Consider the following 23051-nt stretch of genomic DNA (forward strand, 5'->3'; position numbering starts at 1 on the left):
CCGGACTCCGAGGCCGCGGCTCCCGCGCTGTCGGCCGCCGCGCGGGCGGCGGTCGCCGACGCGGCCGCCGACGCGGCGGAGGAGGCGTCCGCCTTCGCGCATCCGCCCGTGGCACCGGACGCCACCGGCTCGTACGGCCCGCACCCCGACCAGGTGGTGGACTTCCATCTGCCGCCGTCTGACGCGGCGTCCGCGCCCGCGCCCCTCGTGGTCCTCTTCCACGGGGGCGCGTGGCGCTCCCCCTACGACCGTCTCCACATCTCGCCGCTGGCCGCCTTCCTCACCGGCCGAGGGCTGGCCGTCGCGTCGGTGGAGTACCGGCGGGGACCGGCCTCGGAGGCGAGGAACCCGGGGACGGGCGCGGCGCCCCGGCCCCGGGCGGGTCGGTGGCCGGAGACCTTCGACGACCTCGCCGCGGCGGTGGACGCCGTGCCGAGGCTGGTGGCCGAGCTCGGGCTGACCGGGGTGGACGCCGGACGGATGGTGCTGTGCGGGCACTCGGCGGGCGGGCACGCCGCGCTGTGGGCGGCGGCGCGGCATGTGCTGCCGGCCGACGCGCCGTGGCGCGCCCCGGCCCCGACCCCGGCCGTACGCGGTGTGGTGGCCCTCGCCCCGATCGCCGACTTCGCGGTCGCGCGCGAGCTGGGCGTGTGCTCCGACGCGGTCGACGAACTGCTCGACGGGGAGGCGGGCCTGGCGTGGCGGCTGCCGTACGCCGACCCGGCCGCGCTGCTCCCCACCGGTGTGCCGACGACGATCGTGCAGGGCGCTCGCGACGCCGACGTGCCCGCGCGGGTCGCGGAGGCGTTCGCGGCCGCGGCGGAGCGTGCCGGGCAGCCGGTGCGGCTGACGCTCCTGGCGGACGTGGGGCACTTTCCGCCGATCGACCCCGCGACGGCGGCCGCCCGCACCGTGGCTGACGAGATCGAGGGGATCGTCCGGCGATACGCTCCCGGAGCATGAACACCGTCGCCGACTTCGACCCGTGGTCCCCGTCGTTCACGGCGGACCCTTACCCGGTCTACGCGAGCCTGCGCGAGCGTGGCCGCGCGCACTGGTTCGAGCCCGCCCGACAGTGGCTGATCCCGCACTACGACGACGTCAGCGCCCTGTTGCGGGACCGCAGGTTGGGGCGGACCTATCTGCACCGCTTCAGCCACGAGGAGTTCGGGCGGACCGCTCCGTCCGCGGCGCACGGCCCCTTCCACACGCTCAACGGCAGCGGCCTGCTCGACCTCGAAGGGGAGGACCACACCCGGATCCGCCGGCTGGTCGCCAAGGCGTTCACCCCGCGTACGGTCGAGCGGCTGGTGCCCACCATCCGGCGGTTGGCCGAGGAACTGGTGGACGACCTGGTCGCGCGGGGTGGCGGGGACCTGATCGCGACGGTCGCCGAGCCGCTGCCGGTGGCGGTGATCGCCGAGATGCTGGGCATCCCGGAGTCGGACCGGGGGCTGCTGCGGCCGTGGTCGGCGGACATCTGCGGGATGTTCGAACTGAACCCGAGCGAGGAGACCGCGCGCCGCGCGGTGAGCGCCTCGCTGGAGTTCACCGCGTATCTGCGGGACCTGATCGTCGAACGCCGTCGCTCGCCGGGTGAGGACCTGGTCAGCGCGCTGATCGCGGCCCACGACGCGGAGGACCGGCTCACCGAGCAGGAGATGATCTCCACCTGTGTGCTGCTGCTGAACGCGGGACACGAGGCCACGGTCAACTCCACCGGAAACGGCTGGCTGACCCTCTTCCACCACCCGGAGCAGCTGGCCCGGCTGCGCGCGGCACCGGAGGAGCTGCTGGCGCCGGCGATCGAGGAACTGCTGCGCTACGACACGCCGTTGCAGATGTTCGAGCGCTGGGTGCTGGAGGACATCGAGGTCGGCGGCACGGTCATCCCGCGCGGCAGCGAGGTGGCGCTGCTCTTCGGCTCCGCCAACCGCGACCCGGCCCGCTTCGAGCGCCCGGACGAGCTCGACCTGTCCCGTGCGGACAATCCGCACATCACCTTCGGCGCCGGCATCCACTACTGCCTCGGCGCACCGCTGGCCCGCCTCGAACTCGCCGCCTCCTTCGGCACCCTGCTGCGCCGCGCCCCGCGGCTACGGCTGGCGGCGGAGCCGGAGTGGACGGGGTTCGTCATCCGCGGGCTGCGGGAGCTGCGGGTCGAGGTGTGAGAGGGTCCGGGTTCTTGTCCACGGCCTGTGGACAAGAACCCGGACTCCGACGCACCGGAGGGTCACGCCCCGGGTCACGCCCCCATGTCGCGACGTCGCAGCGCGGCCACGCCGGTCACGGTGAACGCCGTCGCCAGGGCCGACAGCCAGACGAACGGGGCGGCGGAGACGTCGGCGCCCGGCAGCTTGGGGAGATGGCCGTAGGGCGACAGGTTCAGGACCGCCTGGGGGAGGTCGAGGGCCGGGCCGAGCCAGCCGACGGCGACGCACGCGCCCACCACGCCCCAGGTGGCCGGGGCCAGCCGGGGCAGCGCGCCGACGATCAGCGTGGCCAGTCCGGCGAGCGTCCACACCGCCGGGACCTGCGCCAGCGCCGCGCCGAGCACCCGCGGGAGCTGCCCGCCGAGGTCGTCGGCGGCGAGCCCGTAGCTCAGTCCCATCGCCGCGCCGCCGACCGCGAGCACCGCGGCCGAGCCGACGAAGGCGAGGGTGAGGTGGCCGGCCGCCCAGCGCCGGCGGCTCAGCGGGAGGGCCAGCAGCGGCTCCGCGCGCTCGCCGGTCTCCTCGCCGCGCAGCCGCAGCACCGCGCCGGTCGCGTACAGCGCGCAGAGCAGGCCGAGCGAGCTGATCAGGGAGGCCAGGAAGGCGTCGGCGAGGCCCTGTTGTCCCCCCATCCGCTCGAACAGCTCGCGGGTGCTCTCGTTGTCGCCGAACAGGTCGTCCGCGCCGTTCGCGAGGGATCCGAAGACGGCGCCGGCGAGGGCGAAGCCGATGGCCCAGCCGAACAGGCTGCCGCGCTGGAGCCGCCAGGCCAGTCCGAAGGCGCCGCCGAGCGAGCGGCCCGCGGCGGCCGGGCCGGGGCGGGGCGGGAAGAAGCCGGCGCCGAGGTCGCGGCGGCCGACCAGCGCGTAGGCGGTGCCGGAGGCCACCGCCGCGAGCAGCAGCGGGAGCAGCAGCACCCACCAGCGCTCGTCCCCGTACGGGCGCACCGACTCGGCCCAGCCCAGCGGGGTGAACCAGCTGAGCGGGGAGGTGGTGCCCGGGGTGTCCTGGGCGGCGTCGCCCGCCCCGCGCAGCGCGAAGGCCAGACCCACGACGGCGCCGGACAGCCCCCTGGCCAGTCGGGTGTTCTCGGTGAGCTGGCAGACCACGGCCGCCAGGCCCGCGAACGCCATGCCGGTGGTCGCGACGGCGAGGCCGAGCGCCACGGCGCCGCCGCCACCGGCGCCGAGGGCGGCCATCCCGAGGGCCACCAGCGCCCCCGCCGCGACATCGGCGACGGCGGCGGTGAGCAGGGCGCAGGTGAGCGGGGCGTGCCGGCCGACCATCGCTGAGGAGAGCATCTCCTGACGGCCCGACTCCTCCTCCTCACGGGTGTGGCGCACCACGATCACCAGGCTCATCACGCCGGCCAGCACGGCCGCGTAGCCGCCCACCCGCCACGTGGCCAGTCCGCCGAGCGAGTCGTCGTACAGCACCCCGTACAGCGCGCGCAGCGAGCCGTTGGCGCTCATGTCCCGCGCGAAGTCGGCCCGCTCGGCCGCCGTGTCGTAGAGGTTCTTGAACGAGTCGGCGGTGGCGAGCACCATCAGGGCGATGGCGGAGACCCACACCGGGACCATCACCCGGTCGCGGCGCAGTGCGAGCCACAGCAGCCGGCCGGTGCCCGCGAGCTCGTCCGAGCGGCGGGTGGCCCGAGGGTGGGCGTGACACGGGGCGACGGCGCTCATCGGGCGGTCCCCGCTTCGCGCGCCGCGTCCGCGTCCTCGTCGGCGTAGTGCCGCAGGAAGAGCTCCTCCAGCGTGGGCGGGCTGCTGATCAGGCTGCGCACCCCCGACTCGCCGAGCCGGCGCAGCACGCCGTCCAGCTTGTCGGTGTCCACCTGGAGCCGCACCCGCCGGCCCTGGACGGTCAGGTCGTGGACGCCGGGGAGGGTGGAGAGCCCGTCGGGCGGGCCGGCCAGCTCGGCGGTGACCGAGGTCCGGGTGAGGTGGCGCAGGTCGGCGAGCGATCCGGACTCGACCGTGCGGCCCTTGCGGATGATGCTGACCCGGTCGCACAGCGCCTCCACCTCGCTGAGCACATGGCTGGAGAGCAGCACCGTGCGGCCGCGGTCCCGGGCCTCGCCGACGCACCGCTGGAAGACCTCCTCCATGAGCGGGTCGAGGCCGGAGGTGGGCTCGTCCAGGATCAGCAGCGAGGCGTCCGAGGCGAAGGCGGCCACCAGGGCGACCTTCTGCCGGTTGCCCTTGGAGTAGGTGCGGCCCTTCTTCGTCGGGTCGAGCTCGAAGCGCTCCAGCAGCTCGGCGCGGCGCGTCCGGTCCAGGCCGCCGCGCAGCCGCCCGTAGAGGTCGATCACCTCGCCGCCGCTGAGGTTGCGCCACAGCGTGACGTCTCCGGGGACGTACGCCACATGGCGGTGGAGTGCGACCGCCTCACGCCACGGGTCGACGCCGAGCACCTGGGCGGCGCCGCGGTCCGCGCGTATCAGGCCGAGGAGGACCCGGATGGTGGTGGACTTCCCGGCGCCGTTGGGGCCGAGGAAGCCATGCACCTCGCCGGTCTCGACGCTCAGGTCGAGACCGTCCAGCGCATGGGTCCGGCCGAAGGACTTGTGGAGGCCGGACACGGTGATAGCCGTCGTCATGGTTCTGAAGTTACTGTGGTTTCACGAATTTGTGAAGATAGGAAAGTGTATAAACTTAGAGCGGCTCAGTGGTGGTACGAGAGTGGCGGCGAAGGGTGGCGGAGATGGCGGAGAGTGCGCATGAGCGGGACGAGGACGCGGTGTCGCGCTTCGTCGAGCGGTTCGCGGGTGAGCTGGCCGACGCCGGCATGCAGCGGATGGCGGCCCGGGTCTTCGCGGCGCTGCTCGCCTCCGACAGCGGGAGCCTGACCTCGGCCGAGCTCGCCGAGCGGCTCCAGATCTCCCCGGCGGCGGTCTCCGGCGCGATCCGCTACCTCAGCCAGGTCCACATGGTCGGCCGGGAGCGCGACCCCGGTTCCCGGCGCGACCGCTACCGACTGCACAACGAGCTCTGGTACGAGACCTTCACCCGCCGCGACCAGCTGTTGAGCCGCTGGGAGAGCACCCTGCGGGACGGCGCCGCGTCGCTGGGGCCGGGCACCCCCGCCGGCGAGCGGGTGGCCGAGACGGCGGCCTTCTTCGAGTTCCTCCAGGGGGAGATGCTCTCGATGATGGACCGCTGGCGCGCGTACCAGGCCGCCCGCCGCGAGGCTCTCGCGGCGACACCCGCGACCGCCGAACCCGGGCTTGCCGGGTCCGAGGCCGCCGGGTCCGAGACCGCCGCGATCGCCGGGTCCGAGGGCCTCGCGTCCGAGACCGCCGCGGGCACGCACCCCCGGGCCACGGCCATCCGCGAGGGCTGAGCCGGCTCGCTCCGGTGGCCGGCGCGCCGCCCGCGCGGTGCGCTCACGCGACCGCGCGGCCGCGCCGCCGGGGTCACGGGTGCGGAACGAGCAGGCGCAGCGCCTCGTCGAGGACCGTCCAGGTGCGGGTGCGAACCGGGCCCGCGATGTGCGCGTCCGCGCGGTAGCGGAAGTCGGGGCCGGAGACGGTGATCGCGCGGGCCCTGGCCCGCACCGGGGCCTCGGCGGCGTGCGAGCGGACCAGCACCTCCGCCAGGCCCGCGCCGGGCGTGGAGACCGTGATCCGCTCCACCGGCTGGTCGAGGTCGGCCAACAGCACGCCGTCCGCCTCCACCCGCAGCCGCTGCCCCGGCTCCCGGCCGCGGCGGCGCGCGGTGCCGGGGCCCAGCCCCGGCACCGGGAGGGTGAGCAGCGCCAGCGCGGAGCGCGCGGTGCGGGCGGCGGGGGACCACCAGGCGTGGTGCCGGTCCGCCGCCGATCCACCGCCGCCGGACCCGGGCGGCCCGCCGGCCCCGGCGAGGCCGTCGTCGCCGAAACCGGGCTCGGGCGACCCGGCGTCCGGCATCACGCCCCCACGCCGCTCCCCGTCCCCGGGCCGGTGCCGGTCCCGTGCGCCGGGGATCCCGCGCGGGCCAGGCCCGCCCGCGCGGTCGCCGTCGTACGTCCGGTCGGAGGAGCCCTCTCCGGGCCCGTGCGCGGTGGAGACGGAGCCGCCCCGCGGATACGCCCCGTACCCGCCGTGCCCCGCACCGTCCTCGACGTCGTCGGCGTAACCGTCCTGGTCCGGATGGGCGGCGCGCCGGTCATGGCCTTCGTACGGCGGGTCGTAGGCGTCGTACGCGGCGCCGCCCGAGGGAATGTGCAGACCGCCGAGGACCACTCCGCCGCTGTCGTCCACCAGCACGTCCAGCCGGCGCTCCCGGCCGTCCAGGACCGTGCGCGCGGCGGCCACGGCGCCGGTGGGCACGCCGAGTGAACGCGCGAGTGCCACCGAGGGCGACGTGCCGACCGGGACCATGGAGAGCGCCGCGTCCGCGAGCTCGCGGTGTTGGTGCAGGAGCCGCACGACGTGCAGCAACGCGCGATCGTCGCCGACCACCACGGGGCGCCGGCTGCCCCTGCGGGCCAGTGCCCGAGCCACCTCGGCCGGCCCGTCCGGAAGAAGGATTTTCGTCTGTGCGCCGGCGCACAGGACATCTTTCGCGATCCGCACGGATTCGCCGTCGACACGGCGCGCGAGCGGGTCGATGATCACGAGTAGCGGGGACTCCCGGACGTCGGGGGGAGAGTCTCCGGCGGGGTCTGGAGCCGACACCTCGGTCCTTCCTCAGGTAATCTCTCGGTGCAAGAGCCCCTGTCGCTGTTGCGCCAGGGGCTTCGTCTATCCGGGGCACCGGTTCGACGGCTCTTGTGGTGGCACAGCCACTGCGCACGTTGGACATGCCCCGCCCGGAAGGGGTGTACGCCTGTGCCCGCACTTGTGCTGCTCGGTGCTCAGTGGGGTGATGAGGGCAAGGGAAAGGCCACCGACCTGCTCGGCGGCTCAGTGGACTACGTGGTGCGCTACCAGGGTGGCAACAACGCCGGCCACACGGTCGTCGTCGGCGACCAGAAGTACGCGCTTCACCTCCTCCCTTCCGGAATCCTCTCGCCGGGGTGTACCCCGGTCATCGGCAATGGCGTCGTCGTCGACCCGGCGGTCCTGCTCTCCGAGCTGAGCGGGCTGAACGAGCGTGGCGTCGACACGTCCAAGCTGCTGATCAGTGGTAACGCGCATCTGATCACTCCGTACCACACGACCATCGACAAGGTGACGGAACGCTTCCTCGGCAAGCGGAAGATCGGCACCACCGGGCGCGGCATCGGCCCGACGTACGCCGACAAGATCAACCGAGTCGGCATCCGCGTCCAGGACATCTTCGACGAGTCGATCCTCCAGCAGAAGGTGGAGGCGGCTCTCGATTTCAAAAACCAGATCCTCGCCAAGCTCTACAACCGGCGCGCGATCACCGTGGAGCAGGTCGTCGAGGAGCTGATGGCCTACGCGGACCAGCTCCGGCCCTTCGTCACCGACACCACGCTGGTGCTGAACAACGCCATCGACGAGGGCAAGGTCGTGCTCTTCGAGGGCGGCCAGGGCACCCTGCTCGACGTCGACCACGGCACGTACCCCTTCGTCACCTCCTCCAACCCGACCGCCGGCGGCGCCTGCACCGGCGCCGGCGTGGGCCCGACGAAGATCAGCCGGGTCATCGGCATCCTGAAGGCGTACACCACGCGTGTCGGCGCGGGTCCGTTCCCGACGGAGCTGTTCGACGAGGACGGCGAGAAGCTGCGCACCATCGGCCACGAGCGCGGTGTGACCACCGGCCGGGACCGGCGCTGCGGCTGGTTCGACGCGGTCATCGCGCGCTACGCCACCCGGGTCAACGGCCTCACCGACTTCTTCCTCACCAAGCTGGACGTGCTCACCGGCTGGGAGCAGATCCCGGTGTGCGTGGCGTACGAGATCGACGGCCGGCGGGTCGAGGAGCTGCCGTACAGCCAGACCGACTTCCACCACGCGAAGCCGATCTACGAGATGCTGCCGGGCTGGTCCGAGGACATCAGCAAGGCCAAGTCCTTCTCCGACCTGCCGAAGAACGCGCAGGCGTATGTGAAGGCCCTGGAGGAGATGTCGGGCGCGCCGATCTCGGCGATCGGCGTCGGTCCGGGCCGGGACGAGACGATCGAGATCAACTCGTTCCTGTCCTAGTCCCCGGGCACCGGCCCGTCGAAGCACACGGGCCTTCGGGCGCATGAGAACGGCGCGCCGGCCGACAGCAGTCGGCCGGCGCGCCGTTTCCCGTTCCGGGTGGCCGCGGCGGGCGGTCAGTCGAGGCGGGTGAAGGTCACGGTGCCGGTCTCGCTGGTGTTGGAGTCGACGTACTGGAACCGCAGCTTGTTCGCGCCGGCCGTGGTGAAGGTGTGCGCCTCCTCCGGGGTGCAGCTGTCGACCGGCGTCTCCTTGACGACCTCCTCGGTGCTGAGGCGGAGTCCGTCCGCGGTCACCGAGACCAGCCGCATGTTGCCCTCGCAGTCGGCCTTGTCGCTCTGCCAGGAGGTCTCGGCCACCGGGGTGCCGTGGACGCCCTGCTTGATGACGAGCTTCAGGGTCGCGTTCTTCTCGCCGTACGCGTCCTTCGCCTGCCAGGTGCCCAGGTAGGCGTCGGGGATCGGGGTGTCGTCCTGCGCGACCCGGCGCAGCGTGGCCTCGCCGGAGTCGTCCTTGCGGCTCCAGGCGATCGAGCCGTCGTCGCGCAGCTTCAGGGTCTGCTCGCCGATCGGGCTGCAGGATCCCTCGGGCACGCTGGTGGTCACGTCGGTGTCGATGACGAGCAGGCTCTCCACCGACTTCAGGGTGCCCGCGCCCTGGCAGAAGGACTCGTCGGCCGAGGTCAGCGTGTCGGCGACCTGCGAGCCGATGGTGCCCTGGGCGAGCACGATCCGGCGGACCTTGCCGGTCGGCTCGTCGTTCTCGTAGATCTCGCCCTCCCACGCGCCCAGGTAACCCTGTGGGACGTCACCGGTGGTCGCGGGGCGCGTGGCCGCGTCGGACGGTGAGGACGAGGCGGACGGGGTGGCGGGCGACTTCGGGTCGCCGGTGGCCGGGCCGGCGCTCGCCGAGGTCTTGTCCTTGGGCTTGGCCTGGTCGTCCTTGTCCTTGTCGTTCCCGCGCAGCACCGCCACCGCGGCCACGCCCGCGACCAGCAGCGTCGCCACGGCGGCCGCCGTCACGATGAGCGCGGTGCGCTTGCGCCGCTTCGCGGGCGGGGCGGGCGGGGTGGGGCCGCCGACGACCGGGCCGAGCGGCGTCGACCCGCCCGGCGGGGTGTGCCCCTCCCCGCCGGACGCCGCGAACGACGCCATGGCGGGCGGGCCGAAGCCGGGCGGAGGCGTGGACACGGGCTCACCGGCGGACGCGGTGCCGGCCGGGGTGGCGCCGGCCGGAACGGCCGCCGCGGGCGTGGCGCTCCCGGCGGCCGAAGGGGCCCGCGGGGCCTGAGGAGCCTGCGGGGTGTGCGGGGCCGGGGGGCCGGCCGGCGCGCCGTGGGCGGCCGCGGGAGTTCCGCCGCCGACGGCGGCCGGCGGCGTGGCCGGGCCGGCGGGCGTGTTCGGCGTGCCCGGCACCGGCTGGCCGGACGGCGTGTGCGCGAGCCCGTGCGGCGTGGCGGCTCCGGCGGGGGCGCCGGGAGACGCGGCCGGGGTCGCGGGCTGGGCCACGGGGGCGGCCGGCGGCGCCGCGTGGGCCGCGGGCGCTCCCGCGGGCGGCGTGGCGGGCTGGGCCATGGGTGCGCCGGACGGCGGGGGGTGCGGGGTGGCCGCCGCCGGGGCCGCCGGGGTCGCCGGGGTGCCGCCCTGCGGCGTGGCTTGGCCCGCGGCGGGCGTGGTCAGCGGCGCGCCGGACGGCGGGGTGCGCGGGTGCGGCGGGGTGGCCGGGGCCGCCGGCGGGGTGAGCGGATACGACGTCGGGGCCGCCGGGGTCGCCGGGGCCGCCGGCGGCGGCGGAACGGTCGGCGGCGGGGGCGTGGCCGGGGCGGACGCCGAGGGAGCGGCCGAGGGCGGCGGGGGTGTCGCCGGGGCGGACGGAGGCGGCGGGGTGGCACCGGCGCCGGGCGGGGTCGTCGGCGGCAGCGGGACCGTTCCACCGCCCGCGGTGGGCGGGGCGGCGGGCGGCGCGGGCACGCCCGGGTGTGCCGGGGCGGCGGGTGACTCCGCGTCGAGGAGCTCCACCGCGTGCCGGCCGAGCTGGGCGACGAGGCTGCCCGGCAGCCACGGCTCGCCCGGGTCCACCTCCTCGTCCTCCGGGGTGGCCGTGCGCTCCAGCAGCTCGTCCAGCGTGGGACGCGCCTCCGGGTCCTTGGCCAGACAGTCCGTCACCAGGTCCAGCAGCCCCTCGGGCAGACCGGTCAGGTCCGCCTCCTCCTGGGCGATGCGGTACATCACCGCGTGCACCCCGCTGGTGGCGGCGGCGAAGGGCTGCCGGCCGATGGCCGCGAAGGCCAGCACCGAGCCGAGGCAGAAGATGTCGCTGGCCGGGGTGACCCGCTCGCCGCGGACCTGCTCGGGTGACATGAAGCCGGGGGAGCCGACGACCGCGCCACTGCGCGTCATGATGCCGTCGGTGACGGTCTCCAGGGCGCGCGCGATGCCGAAGTCGATGACGCGCGGCCCGTCGATGGTGATGAGGATGTTGGAGGGCTTCAGGTCACGGTGGATCAGACCGGCCCCGTGGATGTCCTGGAGCGCGCGGGTCAGCCCGTTGCCGAGGATCCGCACCGAGCGCTCCGGCAGCGGCCGGCCGCCTTCCGCTATGACCGCGTGCAGCGAGGGACCGGCGATGTAGCCGGTGGCGACCCAGGGCGTCGCCGCCTCGGTGTCGGCGTCGAGCACCGGTGCGGTCCACTCGCCGCCCACCCGCTGCGCCGCCTTGACCTCCTGCTTGAAACGGCGTCGGAACTCCGGCTGTTGCGCCAGCTCGGTCTGGACGAGCTTGACCGCGACGGTGCGGCCGCGCGCCGAGTGAGCCAGGAACACCCGGCCCATTCCGCCGGCGCCGAGGCGCCGCAGCAGCCGGTACTCACCGATCCAACGAGGGTCCTCCGCCCCCAGGTCTTCCATGTGCGCTGTTCCTTCCCCTGTTCAACCCTCGCCGGACCCGCCTGAGAATATGAGGCGGCGGTGAGCATTGGGGACCACGCGCACGATCCGTTATCGGTTCCGTATTCTACGGAGTCACTTCCCCAGGAGGCTCCAGCGCGTCCAGCGCCCCCGACAGCCGCCGCAGCGCCTCCGTCACCTCCCGCAACTCGGCCGCGCCGCCGAGCGCTTCGGCCAGCCGCTCGGCGAACTCGCGGTGGCCGGGCACGATCCGCCGCACCGCCGCGTATCCCTCCTCGGTCGGGGCCAGCAGTTTCGCCCGGCGATGGGCGGGGTTGGGGCGGTACTCGGCCAGCCCCGCCTCGACCAGGAGGTCCGCGACGCGCTGCACGCTCTGCCGGGTGATGCCCATCGCGCGGGCGATCCCGGCGACCGACAGCGGCTCGCCCAGCACGGCGCCGAGCACCTGCCAGCGGGCGGCGGTCAGCCCGGCGGGCGACGCCAGCCGCTCGGACACCGTCAGCAGTTGGCCGTTGAGCCGGAAGGTGGTGAGCGCGGTCGCGCTGAGCAGCGCCGGGACCTCGGCGGCGGCCGCGTCCGCGTCGGAAGTCCGCTCGGCCGCGGCGGCCCCCGGGGCGTCAGAAGTCGGCCGACCGCCGGGGGTTCGCCCGGCCTGGGAGGTCGGAGCCGGCTGAGGGGCCCGCTCGGCGCCGGGTCGCTCCCCCGCGGAGGCCGACGCGGCGTCAGAGTGCCGCTCCGTTCGGGAGGCGCGTCGGGCCCGGGGTGCGTCGGCGCTCATCGCTGCGCCGCCTCGGCCAGCACGCCGAAGGCGCTCGCGTCCGAGGCCGAGAAGAGCCGGTACCAGGCGTCGAGCACCTCCGGTTCGTATACATCCAGCAGGGCCAGGACCTCCCGGGCGAACGCCACCGGCTCGGTCGGGCCGGCCGTCACCAGGTTCCCGTCCGTCACGGCCGCCGCTTCGCGATAGCGATCGCCGCCCCGGTAGCCGGTGGCCGCGAGATACCCGGCGGCGCCGCTGGTGTGGTCCCGGTCGTCCAACAGTCCCTCTCGGGCGAGGCCGGCCGTGGCGCCGCAGATGGCCGCCACCGGAACGTCCGCGTCCAGGAAGGCGCGGGCCGCGCGGGCGAAGGGGGCGTTGGCGTCGCCCGTGTCCCAGGAGGAGGCGCCCGGCAGGATCAGCAGGGCGCTGTCCTGGGGCCGCAGCGCGTCGACCGTCAGGTCGGGCTGGATCCGCATGCCGCCCATCGTCACCACCGGCTCCTCGGTCAGTCCGACGGTCGCGATGGCGAATCCGGTGCGCGGCGGGCGGTGGTAGGAGGTGTCGCGTATGTGGGCGGTGGCGAAGCCGACCTCCCAGTCGGCGAGCGCGTCGTAGACCGCCACATGCACCGTCTGCTGTCCCATGGATCCTCCTCGATAGCGCCGATGACAGTAGGCTGTCAAAAAGACAGGCTGCTGTCAATGCATGTTAAGAACTCGCGCATTCACCCTCCGGTTGCCTTCCGTTCACCTAAAGTTTCCTACGTTCTGTAGTCGTACCGACACGGAAAAGGGGATCCATGGAGTTCCTGCCGCAGCTCGGCGTTCATCTGGCACTCGACCTCGGAGCCGTATCCCTGCTGACCTTCGCGGTGTACTACCCCCGCCATCGGCGCCGCGACCTGATACCCGCCTACCTCGCGCTGAACGTCGCGCTGTTCGCCGTCGTCGCCGCGCTCGCGCGGGTCGGCGGCAACGGAGGCATGGCGCTGGGCTTCGGCCTCTTCGGCGTGCTGTCGATGATCCGGCTGCGCTCGGACGCCATCCAGCACGAGGAGGTGGCGTACTACTTCACCACCCTCGTCCTCGGGCTCATCTGCGGTCTGCCGCACCTGGGGCTCTCCGTCGCGGCCCCGCTGACCGCCCTGCTCCTGCTGGTGCTCTACGTCGCCGACCACCCCCGGCTGTACGCCCGCTCCCGGCGCACCGTCGTCACCCTCGACGCGGTGCACGAGGACCCCGCCGCGCTCCGCGCCGACCTCGCCCGACGGCTCGGCGAACCGCTCCACTGGACGGTCATGGAGGTCGACTTCGTCCGCGACCTGACCGTCGTCGACGTGCGGTACCGCGAGCCCCGGCCGGTGCCGTGGGCCGCCCGCGCCGACCACCCCGGACCGGCCGAGCAGACCGCCCCGGGCCGTCGTCCCGGCCGGCCCGTCGCCACCTGGGAGGCGGCGTGACCACGCCGGTGGCGCCGCCGCCGGAGCCGCCGGCGGTCAGCGGGCCCATCCAGGCCGCTCGACCCATCTCGCTCGCCGAGGTCAACGAGCGCTCCGCACTGCTCGCCCGGATCGACCGCTGCTACCTGGTGCCCGCCGCGGTCTTCACCGCGCTCGCGGCGCACCTGACCGACCCGGACCGCCCCGGCGGCCCCTTCCGGGCGCTCACCATCGACGGACGGCGCTGGTTCCGCTACCACTCCGTCTACTACGACACCCCCGGCCTCCGCTCGTTCCACGACCACCGCCAGGGGCGCCGGTTGCGCTTCAAGATCCGGGAGCGGGTCTACCAGGACTCCGGGGAGCGGCAGTTCGAGATCAAGCTCAAGGGCGGGCGCGGCGAGACGGTCAAACAGCGGTGCCCGCTCACCGGCGCGGCCACCCCGCTGGACGCCCCGTTCCGCGCCTTCCTCGCCGACGCGCTGGAGCGCGCGTACGGCATCGAGCCGCCCGCGGAGCTGCGCCCCTCCCTCACCACCGACTACCGGCGGGCGACGCTGGTGGCCGACGGCGAGCGCGTCACCTGCGACACCGGGCTGATCTGCCGGGACCTCCCGCTGGGAGCCGCCGTCCACTGCGACAGCGATCTGGTCCTGGTGGAGACCAAGACGGCCGGGCACCTCACCGCGGCCGACCACTTCCTGCACGCCCACGGGGTGCGGCCCGCCGTGTTCACCAAGTACTGCGGGGCGCTGGCCGCGCTGCGCCCGGCGCTACCCGGCAACCGCTGGCGCCGCGCCGCCCGCCGCGCCTTCCCGCGCCGGGCGGGAGCGCTTCCCGCGCCGAGCGGGGACGCGCGCTGACGCTCGGCGGGAGCCGTTTCCCGTGCTGAACGGGAGCCGTTTCCCGTGCTGAACGGGAGCCGTTTCCCGCGCTGAACGGGAGCCGCGGCGGGCGCCGTAAGGCGGTGCCGTAGGGCGCCGGCGGCGGCCACTTCGCCCGACAGGATGCCGGGCGAAGTGGCCTAAGCCATACACCTTGGCGGTGTCTGCGGGCGGCCGGAGATCCATACGCTGGGCCCCATGACCCCTCCGCACGCTGATCCTCAGGTCGGGAAGGCCGTCAAGGCGGCCGACCGCGCCCACGTCTTCCACTCCTGGTCCGCTCAGGGGCTCATCGACCCGCTCGCCATCGCGGGCGCCGAGGGCTCGTACTTCTGGGACTACGACGGCAACCGCTACCTCGACTTCTCCTCCCAGCTGGTCAACACCAACATCGGGCACCAGCACCCCAAGGTCGTCGCGGCCATCCAGGAACAGGCCGCGAAGCTGTGCACCATCGCCCCCGGCTTCGCCGTGGACGTACGGTCCGAGGCGGCGCGGCTGATCGCCGAGCGGACCCCGGGCGACCTGGACAAGATCTTCTTCACCAACGGCGGCGCGGAGGCGGTCGAGAACGCGGTACGGATGGCCCGGCTGCACACCGGCCGGCACAAGGTCCTCTCCGCCTACCGCTCGTACCACGGCGCCACCGCCGCCGCGATCAACCTGACCGGCGACCCGCGCCGCTGGGCCTCCGACACCGCCTCCGCGGGCGTGGTCCACTTCTGGGCCCCGTTCCTCTACCGCTCGCCGTTCCACGCCGAGACCGAGGAGCAGGAGCGCGACCGGGCGCTGCGCCACTTGGAGGACACCATCGCCTTCGAGGGGCCGCAGACCATCGCCGCGATCATCCTGGAGACCGTGCCCGGCACCGCCGGCATCATGGTCCCGCCGCCCGGCTACCTGGCCGGCGTCCGGGAGATCTGCGACCGCTACGGGATCGTCTTCGTCCTGGACGAGGTCATGGCCGGCTTCGGGCGCACCGGCGCCTGGTTCGCGGCCGACCACTTCGAGGTGGTCCCGGACCTGCTGACCTTCGCCAAGGGCGTCAACTCCGGCTATGTCCCGCTCGGCGGCGTGGCGATCTCCGCCGAGATCGCCGCCACCTTCGACCAGCGGCCCTACCCCGGTGGGCTCACCTACTCCGGCCACCCGCTCGCCTGTGCCTCGGCCGTCGCCACCATCAACGCGATGGCGGAGGAGCGGATCGTGAAGAACGCCGCGGAGATCGGCGAGAAGGTCATCGGCCCCGGGCTGCGCGAGATCGCCGAGCGCCACCCGTCGGTGGGCGAGGTGCGCGGCCTCGGCGCCTTCTGGGCGGTGGAGCTGGTGCGGAACAAGGAGACCCGCGAGCCGCTGGTCCCGTACAACGCCAGCGGCCCGGCCAACCAGCCGATGGCGGACTTCGCGGCGGCCTGCAAGCAGCGCGGGCTGTGGCCGTTCGTCAACATGAACCGCACCCATGTGGTCCCGGCCTGCACCATCAGCGAGGCCGAGGCCAAGGAGGGGCTGGCCCTCCTCGACGAGGCGCTGACGGCCGCCGACGCCCACGCGGCGTAGATCACAGCTGTACTCCACGCGACGGCCCTCGCATATCGTGAGGCGAGGGCCGTCGTGTCGCGCGTGCGCGCGAGGCGCTGGGACGGCCGGAGAAAGCACGAAGGAGACGGTCATCGATGCCCGTGCCCGGCAGTAGCCCAGGCACCAGTCCCGGCGCCGGCCGCCGCGCCAGCCCGGTCAGGCGCAGCACGCTGCGGCAACAGATCGCCGACGCGCTGTGCGACGAGGTGATCGCGGGCCGGCTCCCCGCCGGCCGCCAGTTCACGGTCAAGGAGATGGCCGACCAGTACGGCGTCTCCGCCACCCCGGTGCGCGAAGCACTGATCGACCTGTGCGCCCAGGGGCTGCTCGACGTCGAGGAGCACCGCGGTTTCCGCGTGCACGAGTTCACCCTCGACGACTTCCGCGCCATGGTCCAGGCGCGCTCGCTGATCTCGGAGGGGATGTTCCAGCACTACGCGGAGCGGGTGCTGAGCGAGATGTCGCCGGAGGCGCTGGCGTCGGTGCGCCGCCGGGCGGAGGAGGCCGAGCGCGCCGCGCGCCTGGGCGACCTGGACATCCTCATCGGCTACGACATGCGGTTCTGGCGTGAGCTGGTGGGGCTGGTCGGCAATCCGTACGTCTCGGACTTCCTCCAGCGGCTGCGGGTGCAGAGCTGGGTGTTCACCGTGCCGTTCCTGCGCCGGGTGCCGGACCTGACCGGCCGGCTGTGGGCCCGGCACCGCGAGCTGACCGACGCGGTGACCCGCGCCGACGCTGCGGAGGCGGAACGCATCATCGCGGCGTACAACGCGCATTCGCTGGCGTTGATCGAGGAGCTGGCCACGGGCGCGGCGCCGGCGTGATCGGGCGCCCGAACCGCACGGATGATCCGTCTTCTTGGTCCGACTTCGAGGCGGATTACCGCCGTACCGCACGCTTCGCGGAGCGAAGTCGGAGGACTACGCTGATCCGGCCGGCTCTTCGGCTCCAGCCGTCGCCGGAGAACTCCGATCGTGTACGCCGACGCCGACCCCGATCCCCCCGCCGACTTCGAACGCCGACCCGCAACGCCGACTTCGAACGCCGACCACGCAACGCCGACCTCGAACGAGAGCGAGATCACGTGGCCTGTGACCTCTGGCTGGTCCCCCTCGTGGATGTGCTGTGCCACAGCCCCGACAACCCCTTCGCCGAGGAGATCGCGGTCTACGACCGGGCGCTGAGCGCCTCCGGGCTGCCGCCCGTGCCCGTCTTCGGCTACATGCCGGGGCTCTCCGGGGACGTCGCCCCGGTCGCGGGCTTCGACTACGACGCGCTGCACCTCCTCCGCCGCGCCTACCTGCTCCAGCTGTGCGGGCTCGCGGTCACCCCGGTCGACGAACTGGGCGGCGACTACGAGCAGTTGCTGGAGATGTTCGAGTCCACCGCCAAGCAGTCGCACCTGGTGTGGCACTACGACCACGCCGGCGCGTACGTCCCGGTGGACTTCGCGGCTCCACTCTCCTCCGACGAACTCCTGGAGGGCGGCGGCCCCCTGGGCTCCAGCCACGGTCTGCTGCGCGAACTCCACGCGGTGGCCCCGGCGCTCGGCATCGACCCCGGTAACCCGCCGGCGGCCCCGACACCCCCGCCGCGGCCCACCAGCCTGGAGGAGCCGGCGGCACCGATCTCCTACGACGCCGGGCCCTTCGCGCGGGAGCGGCACGTCTGGCTCGGGCTGCACGCGGCGGCCACCCGCAGCCTGGGGCAGGGCTCGATGATCGTCTTCAGCTGAGCGGTCGCCTCGCTCGCTACGGCCGCCTGGGTCGTCCCGGTCGGCTCGGGCGCGTCTGGTCGGCCGACCCGGCGGCCGTGCGCGGGCCGGGTGTGCGCGCTCTTCGCGGGACGGGTCAGCGGGGCGACTCCGGGGGGCGCTGCCGCGGCATGTTCGGACGGGTGGCCGGCGGCAGCGGGAAGCGGTTCGAGGGCGGCGGGCTGTCCGGTCGCGCGCTCCAGGCCAGGGACTGGGTGAACAGCGGCGCCGAGCCGGAGCGGAACTCCACCATCCAGTCCGCGGTCTCGGTGCGGACCAGCTCCGAGACATCCTCGCTGAACCGCCGCAGCACGGTCAGACAGCGCTCCGCCGCCTCGCTCGCGGTGCCCTCGGCCGGGCCGAGCACCTCCCGCACGCTCTCCGACGCCCAGTCGAACTGCAGCGCCTCCAGCCGTCGGTGCACCGCCTGGGCGGTGGCCACGTCGCGCATCCAGCCCGCGGTCAGCCCGAAGCAGCGGTCGGCCGCCACGCAGGCGACCGTGAACAGCAGCGCCAGATAGCCCCAGGCGGCGCCGCCGTCCAGCAGCCCGTTGAGATCCAGCAGCGGCAGCGACGCCCCGACCACCGCGCCCACCACGGCCCCGATCCGCAGCGCGTGCGCGGTGCGCCGCTTCCAGACCCGGTCGGCGAGATACCAGTCGGCCACCCGCAGCGCGCCACTCTCCACCCACCGGTAGAGCTCGTCGAGCCGTTCCGCGGGCTCGCCCCAGTCGCCGTGCGGGAAGGGCCGACCCAGCAGGTCGCCCTGTTTGCCCCCGCGCCCCCGCCGAGGGGGCCCCTCGGGCTGCATCTCCGGCTGACTCACCCGTGCACTCCCTGCTGCGGCTGCATGTCTCTCTAAGAACGCGCAGCCTCCATTCCTACCGCCGAACGGTTGGCCTCGCGGACAAGATCGCGAGAATTCCGCTCGTACGTGGCGGTGGTCGGGTATAGGCGCGTCCTCGACCTCACCCGAAAGAGTGTGCCCGGTCGTCTTCGCGCCGCCGCGCCGACCCCGTGGGGACGCCCGCGCGGAGCGCCGCCGCCGAGAGGCAATAGGGTGCCTACCGTGAAGGTCCTCGTCATCGGCGGCGGCGCCCGCGAACACGCCCTGTGCCGCGCCCTCTCGCTCGACCCCGACGTCACCGCGCTGCACTGCGCCCCCGGCAACGCAGGCATCGCCGAGCTGGCCACGCTGCACGCGGTGGACGCGCTCGACGGCGCGGCCGTCGCCGACCTGGCCGCCACCCTGGAGGCGGACCTGGTCGTCATCGGCCCCGAGGCGCCGCTGGTCGCCGGGGTCTCCGACGTGCTGCGGGAGCGCGGGATCCCCGTCTTCGGCCCGTCCGCGGAGGCCGCCCGGCTGGAGGGGTCCAAGGCGTTCGCCAAGGACGTGATGGCCTCCGCCGGCGTTCCCACCGCGCGCGCCTACGTCTGCACCACCCCCGAGGAGATCGACGAGGCCCTGGACGCCTTCGGCGCGCCGTACGTCGTCAAGGACGACGGTCTCGCCGCCGGCAAGGGCGTGGTCGTGACCTCCGACGCCGAGGCGGCCCGGGCGCACGCCCTGGCCTGCGAGCGGGTCGTCATCGAGGAGTTCCTGGACGGCCCCGAGGTCTCGCTGTTCGCGATCACCGACGGTGAGACGGTGCTGCCGCTCCAGCCCGCGCAGGACTTCAAGCGCGCCTACGACGCCGACGAGGGCCCGAACACCGGCGGCATGGGGGCCTACTCCCCGCTGCCGTGGGCGGACCCGCGGCTGGTCGACGAGGTCATGGAGACCGTGCTCCAGCCCACCGTCGACGAGCTGCGCCGGCGCGGCACGCCCTTCTCCGGGCTGCTGTACGCGGGGCTCGCGATCACCTCGCGCGGGGTGCGGGTGATCGAGTTCAACGCGCGCTTCGGGGACCCGGAGACCCAGGTGGTCCTGGCCCGCCTGAAGACGCCGATCGCCGGCGTGCTGCTGAGCGCGGCCACCGGCCGGCTGGACACGCAGCCGCCGCTGCGCTGGCACGAGGACGCCGCCGTCACCGTGGTCATCGCCTCCCACAACTACCCCGACACCCCGCGCACCGGCGACCCGATCCACGGCCTGGCGGAGGTCGCCGAGCAGGACGCCCCGACGGCGTACGTGCTGCACGCGGGCACCAGGCGGGACGCCGAGTCCGGCGAGGTGGTCAGCGCGGGCGGCCGGGTGCTCTCCGTCACCGCGACCGGCGCCGACCTGGCGACGGCGCGCGAGCGCGTCTACCGCGCGGTCGCGCGGATCACCCTGGAGGGCTCGCACCACCGCTCGGACATCGCCGAGAAGGCCGCCTCCGCCTAGCCGGCGCCTCTTGCGAGGGCTCGGGGGTTCGCCTCCGGGCCCTGAGCGGCTGTCGCACGCCCTTCGGGTCACCGGTGTGTGCCGTGCGGGGTCGGAGGGCGTGCGCGGCCGCGAGAGCGGGCGGTGGGCGCTCTCCGTGCCCGTCCGCGCGGGGCGGCCCCGGTACAAGCGGCGGCGGTAGGCGCGGCGGCCGCGGTACGCCGGGTGGTCGCGGTGTGCGGGGTGGCCGCGGTACGCGTGGCCGCCGCGTTGTGCGGGTGGCCGCGGTATGCGAGGTGGGCCCGCGGCTGGTCGCGTCCTCCGGCTCCCCGTGAGCGCCCGGAGATCCGTCGCCGACTGGAATCGGACGAAGTTAATCCGGTTTCCGTTCGGGCGGCGATCGTTCGTGATCGCTTCCGGCGTGCTTTCGTGCGCGAAAGCCCAGATGGTTGCCTCACTCTGCCCAAGGCCATTCCATCGAGTGACCGCTGCCCCATCCTGCTGACGCACGCGCGGGCCCCAACTAGGGTGCCGCTCAGGAGCGCTGCGGCAAGTGGCCCACCGGCATTGCGGTGTCGTTGTCCGGTGTGACAGTGGGGGAGTAAGAGCAACGCCGCCGGCGTCCGCTGGTTTCACTCATCGGCAGGGCAGTAGGGGGTGATCAGACTCGTGACAGGTCCGGAAGCAGGTGCTCAGGCAGCGCGCGTCCGCGCACTCGCGGTGTTGCGCATTCGAAGCACCGCGCTGGCGGTCGCGCTCCTGCCGGCCGCCGCGGCCGTGGTGCTGCTGGTCGGGAGCGCCACCGGGCGGATCGGCGGCTCGGACGCGGGCGGCTGGACCGCCCTGCGCTGGGTGGCCGTGGTCGGGGCCGTGGTGGCCCTGCTGCTGGCGGCCGGTGTCGCCGCGGTGGTCGTGCGGGCCAGACCCGCGCTCTCCCCGACCGTGCCCATCCCCGAGGCGATGGCCCCGGACCTCTACCGCCTGGTGCGCGACCTCGCCGACCGGCTGGACGTCCCCCCGCCCTCCGCCATAGCCCTCACCCCCGACTGCGACAGCTGGCTGGAGGACCGCACCCATCCGGCGCACGGGGCGTCCGCGGCCGAGGCGCCGCCGGTCGACGGGCCCGCCGCCCTCGCCGGGGCCGCCGCATGGCCCGCCGCGGCGACGCGGCTCAGACGGCCGACGGAGGGCGGTCCGGCGGGCTCCGGGGGGTCCAACCGGGCCCGCCGGGTGCCGCGGCCCCCGGTGCTGGTGATCGGCTCGCCCTTCCTGTGGTGGATGCGGGTCGCCGAGCTGCGGGCGATCCTCGCCCCGGTGGTGGCGGGCACCGGCCCCTCCGTCCACCCTGATATAGCCGCCGCCCGTCGCTTCGTGCGCGGCCTGGACGCGGCGGTGGCCGTGGCCGGCCGTTCCGGCGTGGCCGCGCCGGGCACCCGCCGGTCGGGCGCCCGTCGCTCGGGCGTCGTGGGAGCGGCCCTCTCCGCCGTCTTCGACCGCTCCGTGCGCCGCCCCGCGCTGGCGTTCGTCGGCTGGGTCGCCCGGCTGCTGCTGCGCGGCTGCCGGGACCACGCGGCCGAGATGGAGCGCGGCGTCGCGGCCGCCGCCTCCGAGCGCGCCCAGACCGTCGACTACGGACTGCGGATCGTCGCCCAGGAGCAGGTCGGCCTCGCCTACGCCGGCTGGGACCGGCTGCTGACCCGGGTGGCGCTGCCCGCCTGGCGGATGGGCCGCTGGCCGTCCCGGCTGGACGCCGGCGTCGTCGCCGCCCTCACCGAGCTCTCCCGCCGCGACCGGCTGGCCGAGGGCTTCGCCTCCCGCCTCGGCGAGCGGCCGGCCTGCGATCTGCTGGAGGAGCCGGGGCTCATCGACGAGGCGACATCGCTGCTGGCCGCCCGGCTCTTCCACGGCGGCCCGGCCGAGCCGAGGCCCGACTGGTCGCCCATCGACTGGGACCGGTATCCGGAGGAGGTCGTGGACCGCAAGTGGCGGCTGGAGTCCGCCCGGCTGCAGCGGGTCCTGGACGACCTCCCGCCGCCCGACGCCGTGCGTCCGGGCGCGGCGCGCCCCGTCGGGCCCACCCTGGCCCATGTCATCGACCGGCTCACCGAGGGCGACGACGTCGGCGGGGCGGGCGAGATGCTGGCCGCGCGGCTGAGCGGCGAGCTGGCCCGCGAGGAGGCCGCCGAGCGGTCGGCACGCCGGGCGGCGGCCGTGGCGGCCGCGCTGGGCGGCGAGAGGGACACGGCGGAGGCCGGAGCAGGGCCCTCGGGACCCGCCGGGCCCCCATCGACCGAGCGTCGGGAGACACCCGGTTCGCCCGGGCCTACGGGATCGACCGGGAGGCGGGGAGCGTCCGGGTCGCCCGGGGCGACCGGGCGGGCCGAGGCCGCTTCCGAGCGGCGGGAGGGGCCTCGTTCCGCCGGCGGTCCGCAAGGGGCCGCCCCGGTGGCCGCCGCCCCCTCTGTCGCGTCCGCCGTGGCCGCGGTGGCCTCCGGGGCCGGCGGCGCGTCCGGCGCCGCCACGGCCGTCGGAACGGACTTGCGGGCGACGGCTCATCGTGCCGGGGTCGGGGGCGCCGCCGTCGCCGCCACGGCCGCGGGGCCGGCCGGAGCCACCGCGGTCTCGGCGGTCCCCGGCGGCTCCGACGGCCCGGGGCAGCCGGCCGCCTCCGGCGGCTCGGGCAGCGATCCGTGGATCGACGGATTCGTCCCGCTGTTCCCGCTCCAGCCGCCTCGCACCGGCCGCGAGCTGCTCGCCGACCATGTCACCGCCATGGTCTGCTGCACGGCCGTGGACAGCGCCGGCGCGGCCCCCGGTCTGGACTGGCTCGACGGGCCGGCGCTGCTGGTCGGCGGCCGTCGGGTCGGAGACCTCACGCTGCCCGTGCTGAGCCTGGTGGAGGACGGCGACGCCGAGCCGCTGCGCGCCTGGCTGGGTGAGCACGGTGTGCGTCCGGACAAGCCCGTCCGCCTGGTGTGAGCCGCCCGCGCGGAGGGTGAGGCGCGGGCCCGGCCGATCGAGGTGCGTGCCCAGGTAGTCGGCTCGCCCTCTCCCTCGGCCGGCGTCGGCGATCACGCTCGGCCGGGGTCCGCGATCACGCTCGGCCGAGGT

Annotated in this window: 18 protein-coding genes and 1 pseudogene; 12 read left to right on the forward strand and 7 right to left on the reverse strand. The window is 74.6% G+C overall.

Features of this window, described 5'->3' with window-relative positions:
- The first annotated feature begins 27 nt into the window (after nt 1-27).
- Complete coding sequence (locus CD790_RS12855; protein ID WP_144383399.1) at nt 28-963, forward strand: alpha/beta hydrolase; 936 nt, start codon at nt 28-30, stop codon at nt 961-963.
- The gene (locus tag CD790_RS12860; protein WP_144383294.1) at nt 960-2171 is read left to right on the forward strand and encodes a cytochrome P450; all 1212 of its coding nucleotides are present in this window, start codon (nt 960-962) and stop codon (nt 2169-2171) included. The genes CD790_RS12855 and CD790_RS12860 overlap by 4 nt, the downstream gene beginning before the upstream one ends.
- Nucleotides 2172-2245: 74 nt before the next feature.
- Here CD790_RS12860 and CD790_RS12865 read toward each other — a convergent pair whose 3' ends face one another.
- Both CD790_RS12865 and CD790_RS12870 read right to left on the reverse strand, forming a co-directional pair.
- Nucleotides 2246-3901 carry an ABC transporter permease gene (locus CD790_RS12865; RefSeq protein WP_144383295.1) on the reverse strand — a complete coding sequence of 552 codons (1656 nt, stop codon included), beginning with the start codon at nt 3899-3901 and terminating at the stop codon, nt 2246-2248.
- Entirely contained in the window at nt 3898-4818 is a 921-nt protein-coding gene (locus CD790_RS12870) for an ABC transporter ATP-binding protein (RefSeq protein ID WP_144383296.1), read from the reverse strand. The genes CD790_RS12865 and CD790_RS12870 overlap by 4 nt, the downstream gene beginning before the upstream one ends.
- 104 nt (nt 4819-4922) lie before the next feature.
- Between CD790_RS12870 and CD790_RS12875 the strand changes: the two are divergent.
- A pseudogene (locus CD790_RS12875) lies at nt 4923-5399 on the forward strand (GbsR/MarR family transcriptional regulator); the annotation flags it as partial.
- Nucleotides 5400-5634: 235 nt separating this feature from the next.
- On the opposite strand, the gene CD790_RS12880 reads toward CD790_RS12875, so the two are convergent.
- Complete coding sequence (locus CD790_RS12880) at nt 5635-6639, reverse strand: hypothetical protein (protein ID WP_399217411.1); 1005 nt, start codon at nt 6637-6639, stop codon at nt 5635-5637.
- On the opposite strand from CD790_RS12880, the gene CD790_RS36810 reads away from it, so the two are divergent.
- Together CD790_RS36810 and CD790_RS12885 are read left to right on the forward strand one after the other, a co-directional pair.
- Nucleotides 6631-6822, forward strand: a complete 192-nt coding sequence (locus CD790_RS36810) for a hypothetical protein (protein ID WP_399217413.1) — start codon at nt 6631-6633, stop codon at nt 6820-6822. The two genes, CD790_RS12880 and CD790_RS36810, sit on opposite strands and share 9 nt — an antisense overlap.
- Nucleotides 6823-7029: 207 nt before the next feature.
- Nucleotides 7030-8316, forward strand: a complete 1287-nt coding sequence (locus CD790_RS12885; RefSeq protein ID WP_144383299.1) for an adenylosuccinate synthase — start codon at nt 7030-7032, stop codon at nt 8314-8316.
- 116 nt (nt 8317-8432) lie between these two features.
- Here the strand turns inward: CD790_RS12885 and CD790_RS12890 are convergent, their stop codons facing one another.
- The 3 genes from CD790_RS12890 to CD790_RS12900 form a co-directional block, all read right to left on the reverse strand.
- Entirely contained in the window at nt 8433-11222 is a 2790-nt protein-coding gene (locus CD790_RS12890) for a serine/threonine-protein kinase (RefSeq protein ID WP_144383300.1), read from the reverse strand.
- 106 nt (nt 11223-11328) lie between these two features.
- Entirely contained in the window at nt 11329-11772 is a 444-nt protein-coding gene (locus CD790_RS12895) for a MarR family winged helix-turn-helix transcriptional regulator (protein ID WP_144383400.1), read from the reverse strand.
- Between the two features lie 224 nt (nt 11773-11996).
- Nucleotides 11997-12626 (reverse strand): DJ-1/PfpI family protein, encoded by a 630-nt coding sequence (locus CD790_RS12900; protein WP_144383301.1) that lies wholly within the window; start codon nt 12624-12626, stop codon nt 11997-11999.
- Between the two features lie 155 nt (nt 12627-12781).
- Between CD790_RS12900 and CD790_RS12905 the strand changes: the two genes are divergently transcribed.
- The 5 genes from CD790_RS12905 (at nt 12782) to CD790_RS12925 (ending at nt 17617) form a co-directional block, all read left to right on the forward strand.
- A complete protein-coding gene (locus CD790_RS12905; protein WP_144383302.1) occupies nt 12782-13441 on the forward strand; it encodes a DUF4956 domain-containing protein in 660 nt (219 codons plus the stop codon).
- Entirely contained in the window at nt 13438-14283 is an 846-nt protein-coding gene (locus CD790_RS12910) for a polyphosphate polymerase domain-containing protein (protein ID WP_260867519.1), read from the forward strand. Before CD790_RS12905 ends, CD790_RS12910 begins: the two co-directional genes overlap by 4 nt.
- A gap of 219 nt (nt 14284-14502) precedes the next feature.
- Nucleotides 14503-15861: an aspartate aminotransferase family protein gene (locus CD790_RS12915; RefSeq protein ID WP_144383303.1), complete on the forward strand. Its 1359-nt coding sequence runs from the start codon at nt 14503-14505 to the stop codon at nt 15859-15861.
- A 116-nt stretch (nt 15862-15977) separates the two neighbouring features.
- On the forward strand, nt 15978-16706 hold the full coding sequence (locus CD790_RS12920) for a GntR family transcriptional regulator (RefSeq protein WP_144383304.1): 729 nt from the start codon (nt 15978-15980) through the stop codon (nt 16704-16706).
- Nucleotides 16707-16966: 260 nt separating this feature from the next.
- A complete protein-coding gene (locus CD790_RS12925) occupies nt 16967-17617 on the forward strand; it encodes a hypothetical protein (RefSeq protein ID WP_144383305.1) in 651 nt (216 codons plus the stop codon).
- 115 nt (nt 17618-17732) lie between these two features.
- On the opposite strand, the gene CD790_RS12930 is transcribed toward CD790_RS12925, so the two are convergent.
- Nucleotides 17733-18446 carry an SLATT domain-containing protein gene (locus CD790_RS12930; RefSeq protein ID WP_144383402.1) on the reverse strand — a complete coding sequence of 238 codons (714 nt, stop codon included), beginning with the start codon at nt 18444-18446 and terminating at the stop codon, nt 17733-17735.
- Between the two features lie 258 nt (nt 18447-18704).
- Between CD790_RS12930 and purD the strand changes: the two genes are divergently transcribed.
- Together purD and CD790_RS12940 are read left to right on the forward strand one after the other, a co-directional pair.
- Nucleotides 18705-19961: a phosphoribosylamine--glycine ligase gene (purD, locus tag CD790_RS12935; protein WP_144383306.1), complete on the forward strand. Its 1257-nt coding sequence runs from the start codon at nt 18705-18707 to the stop codon at nt 19959-19961.
- Nucleotides 19962-20597: 636 nt separating this feature from the next.
- Nucleotides 20598-22919, forward strand: coding sequence for a hypothetical protein (locus tag CD790_RS12940; protein ID WP_186318989.1), 2322 nt, complete (start codon nt 20598-20600; stop codon nt 22917-22919).
- Nucleotides 22920-23051: the final 132 nt, after the last annotated feature.

The organism is Streptomyces sp. SAJ15 (assembly GCF_007595705.1).
In the GTDB taxonomy this organism is placed as follows: domain Bacteria; phylum Actinomycetota; class Actinomycetes; order Streptomycetales; family Streptomycetaceae; genus Streptomyces.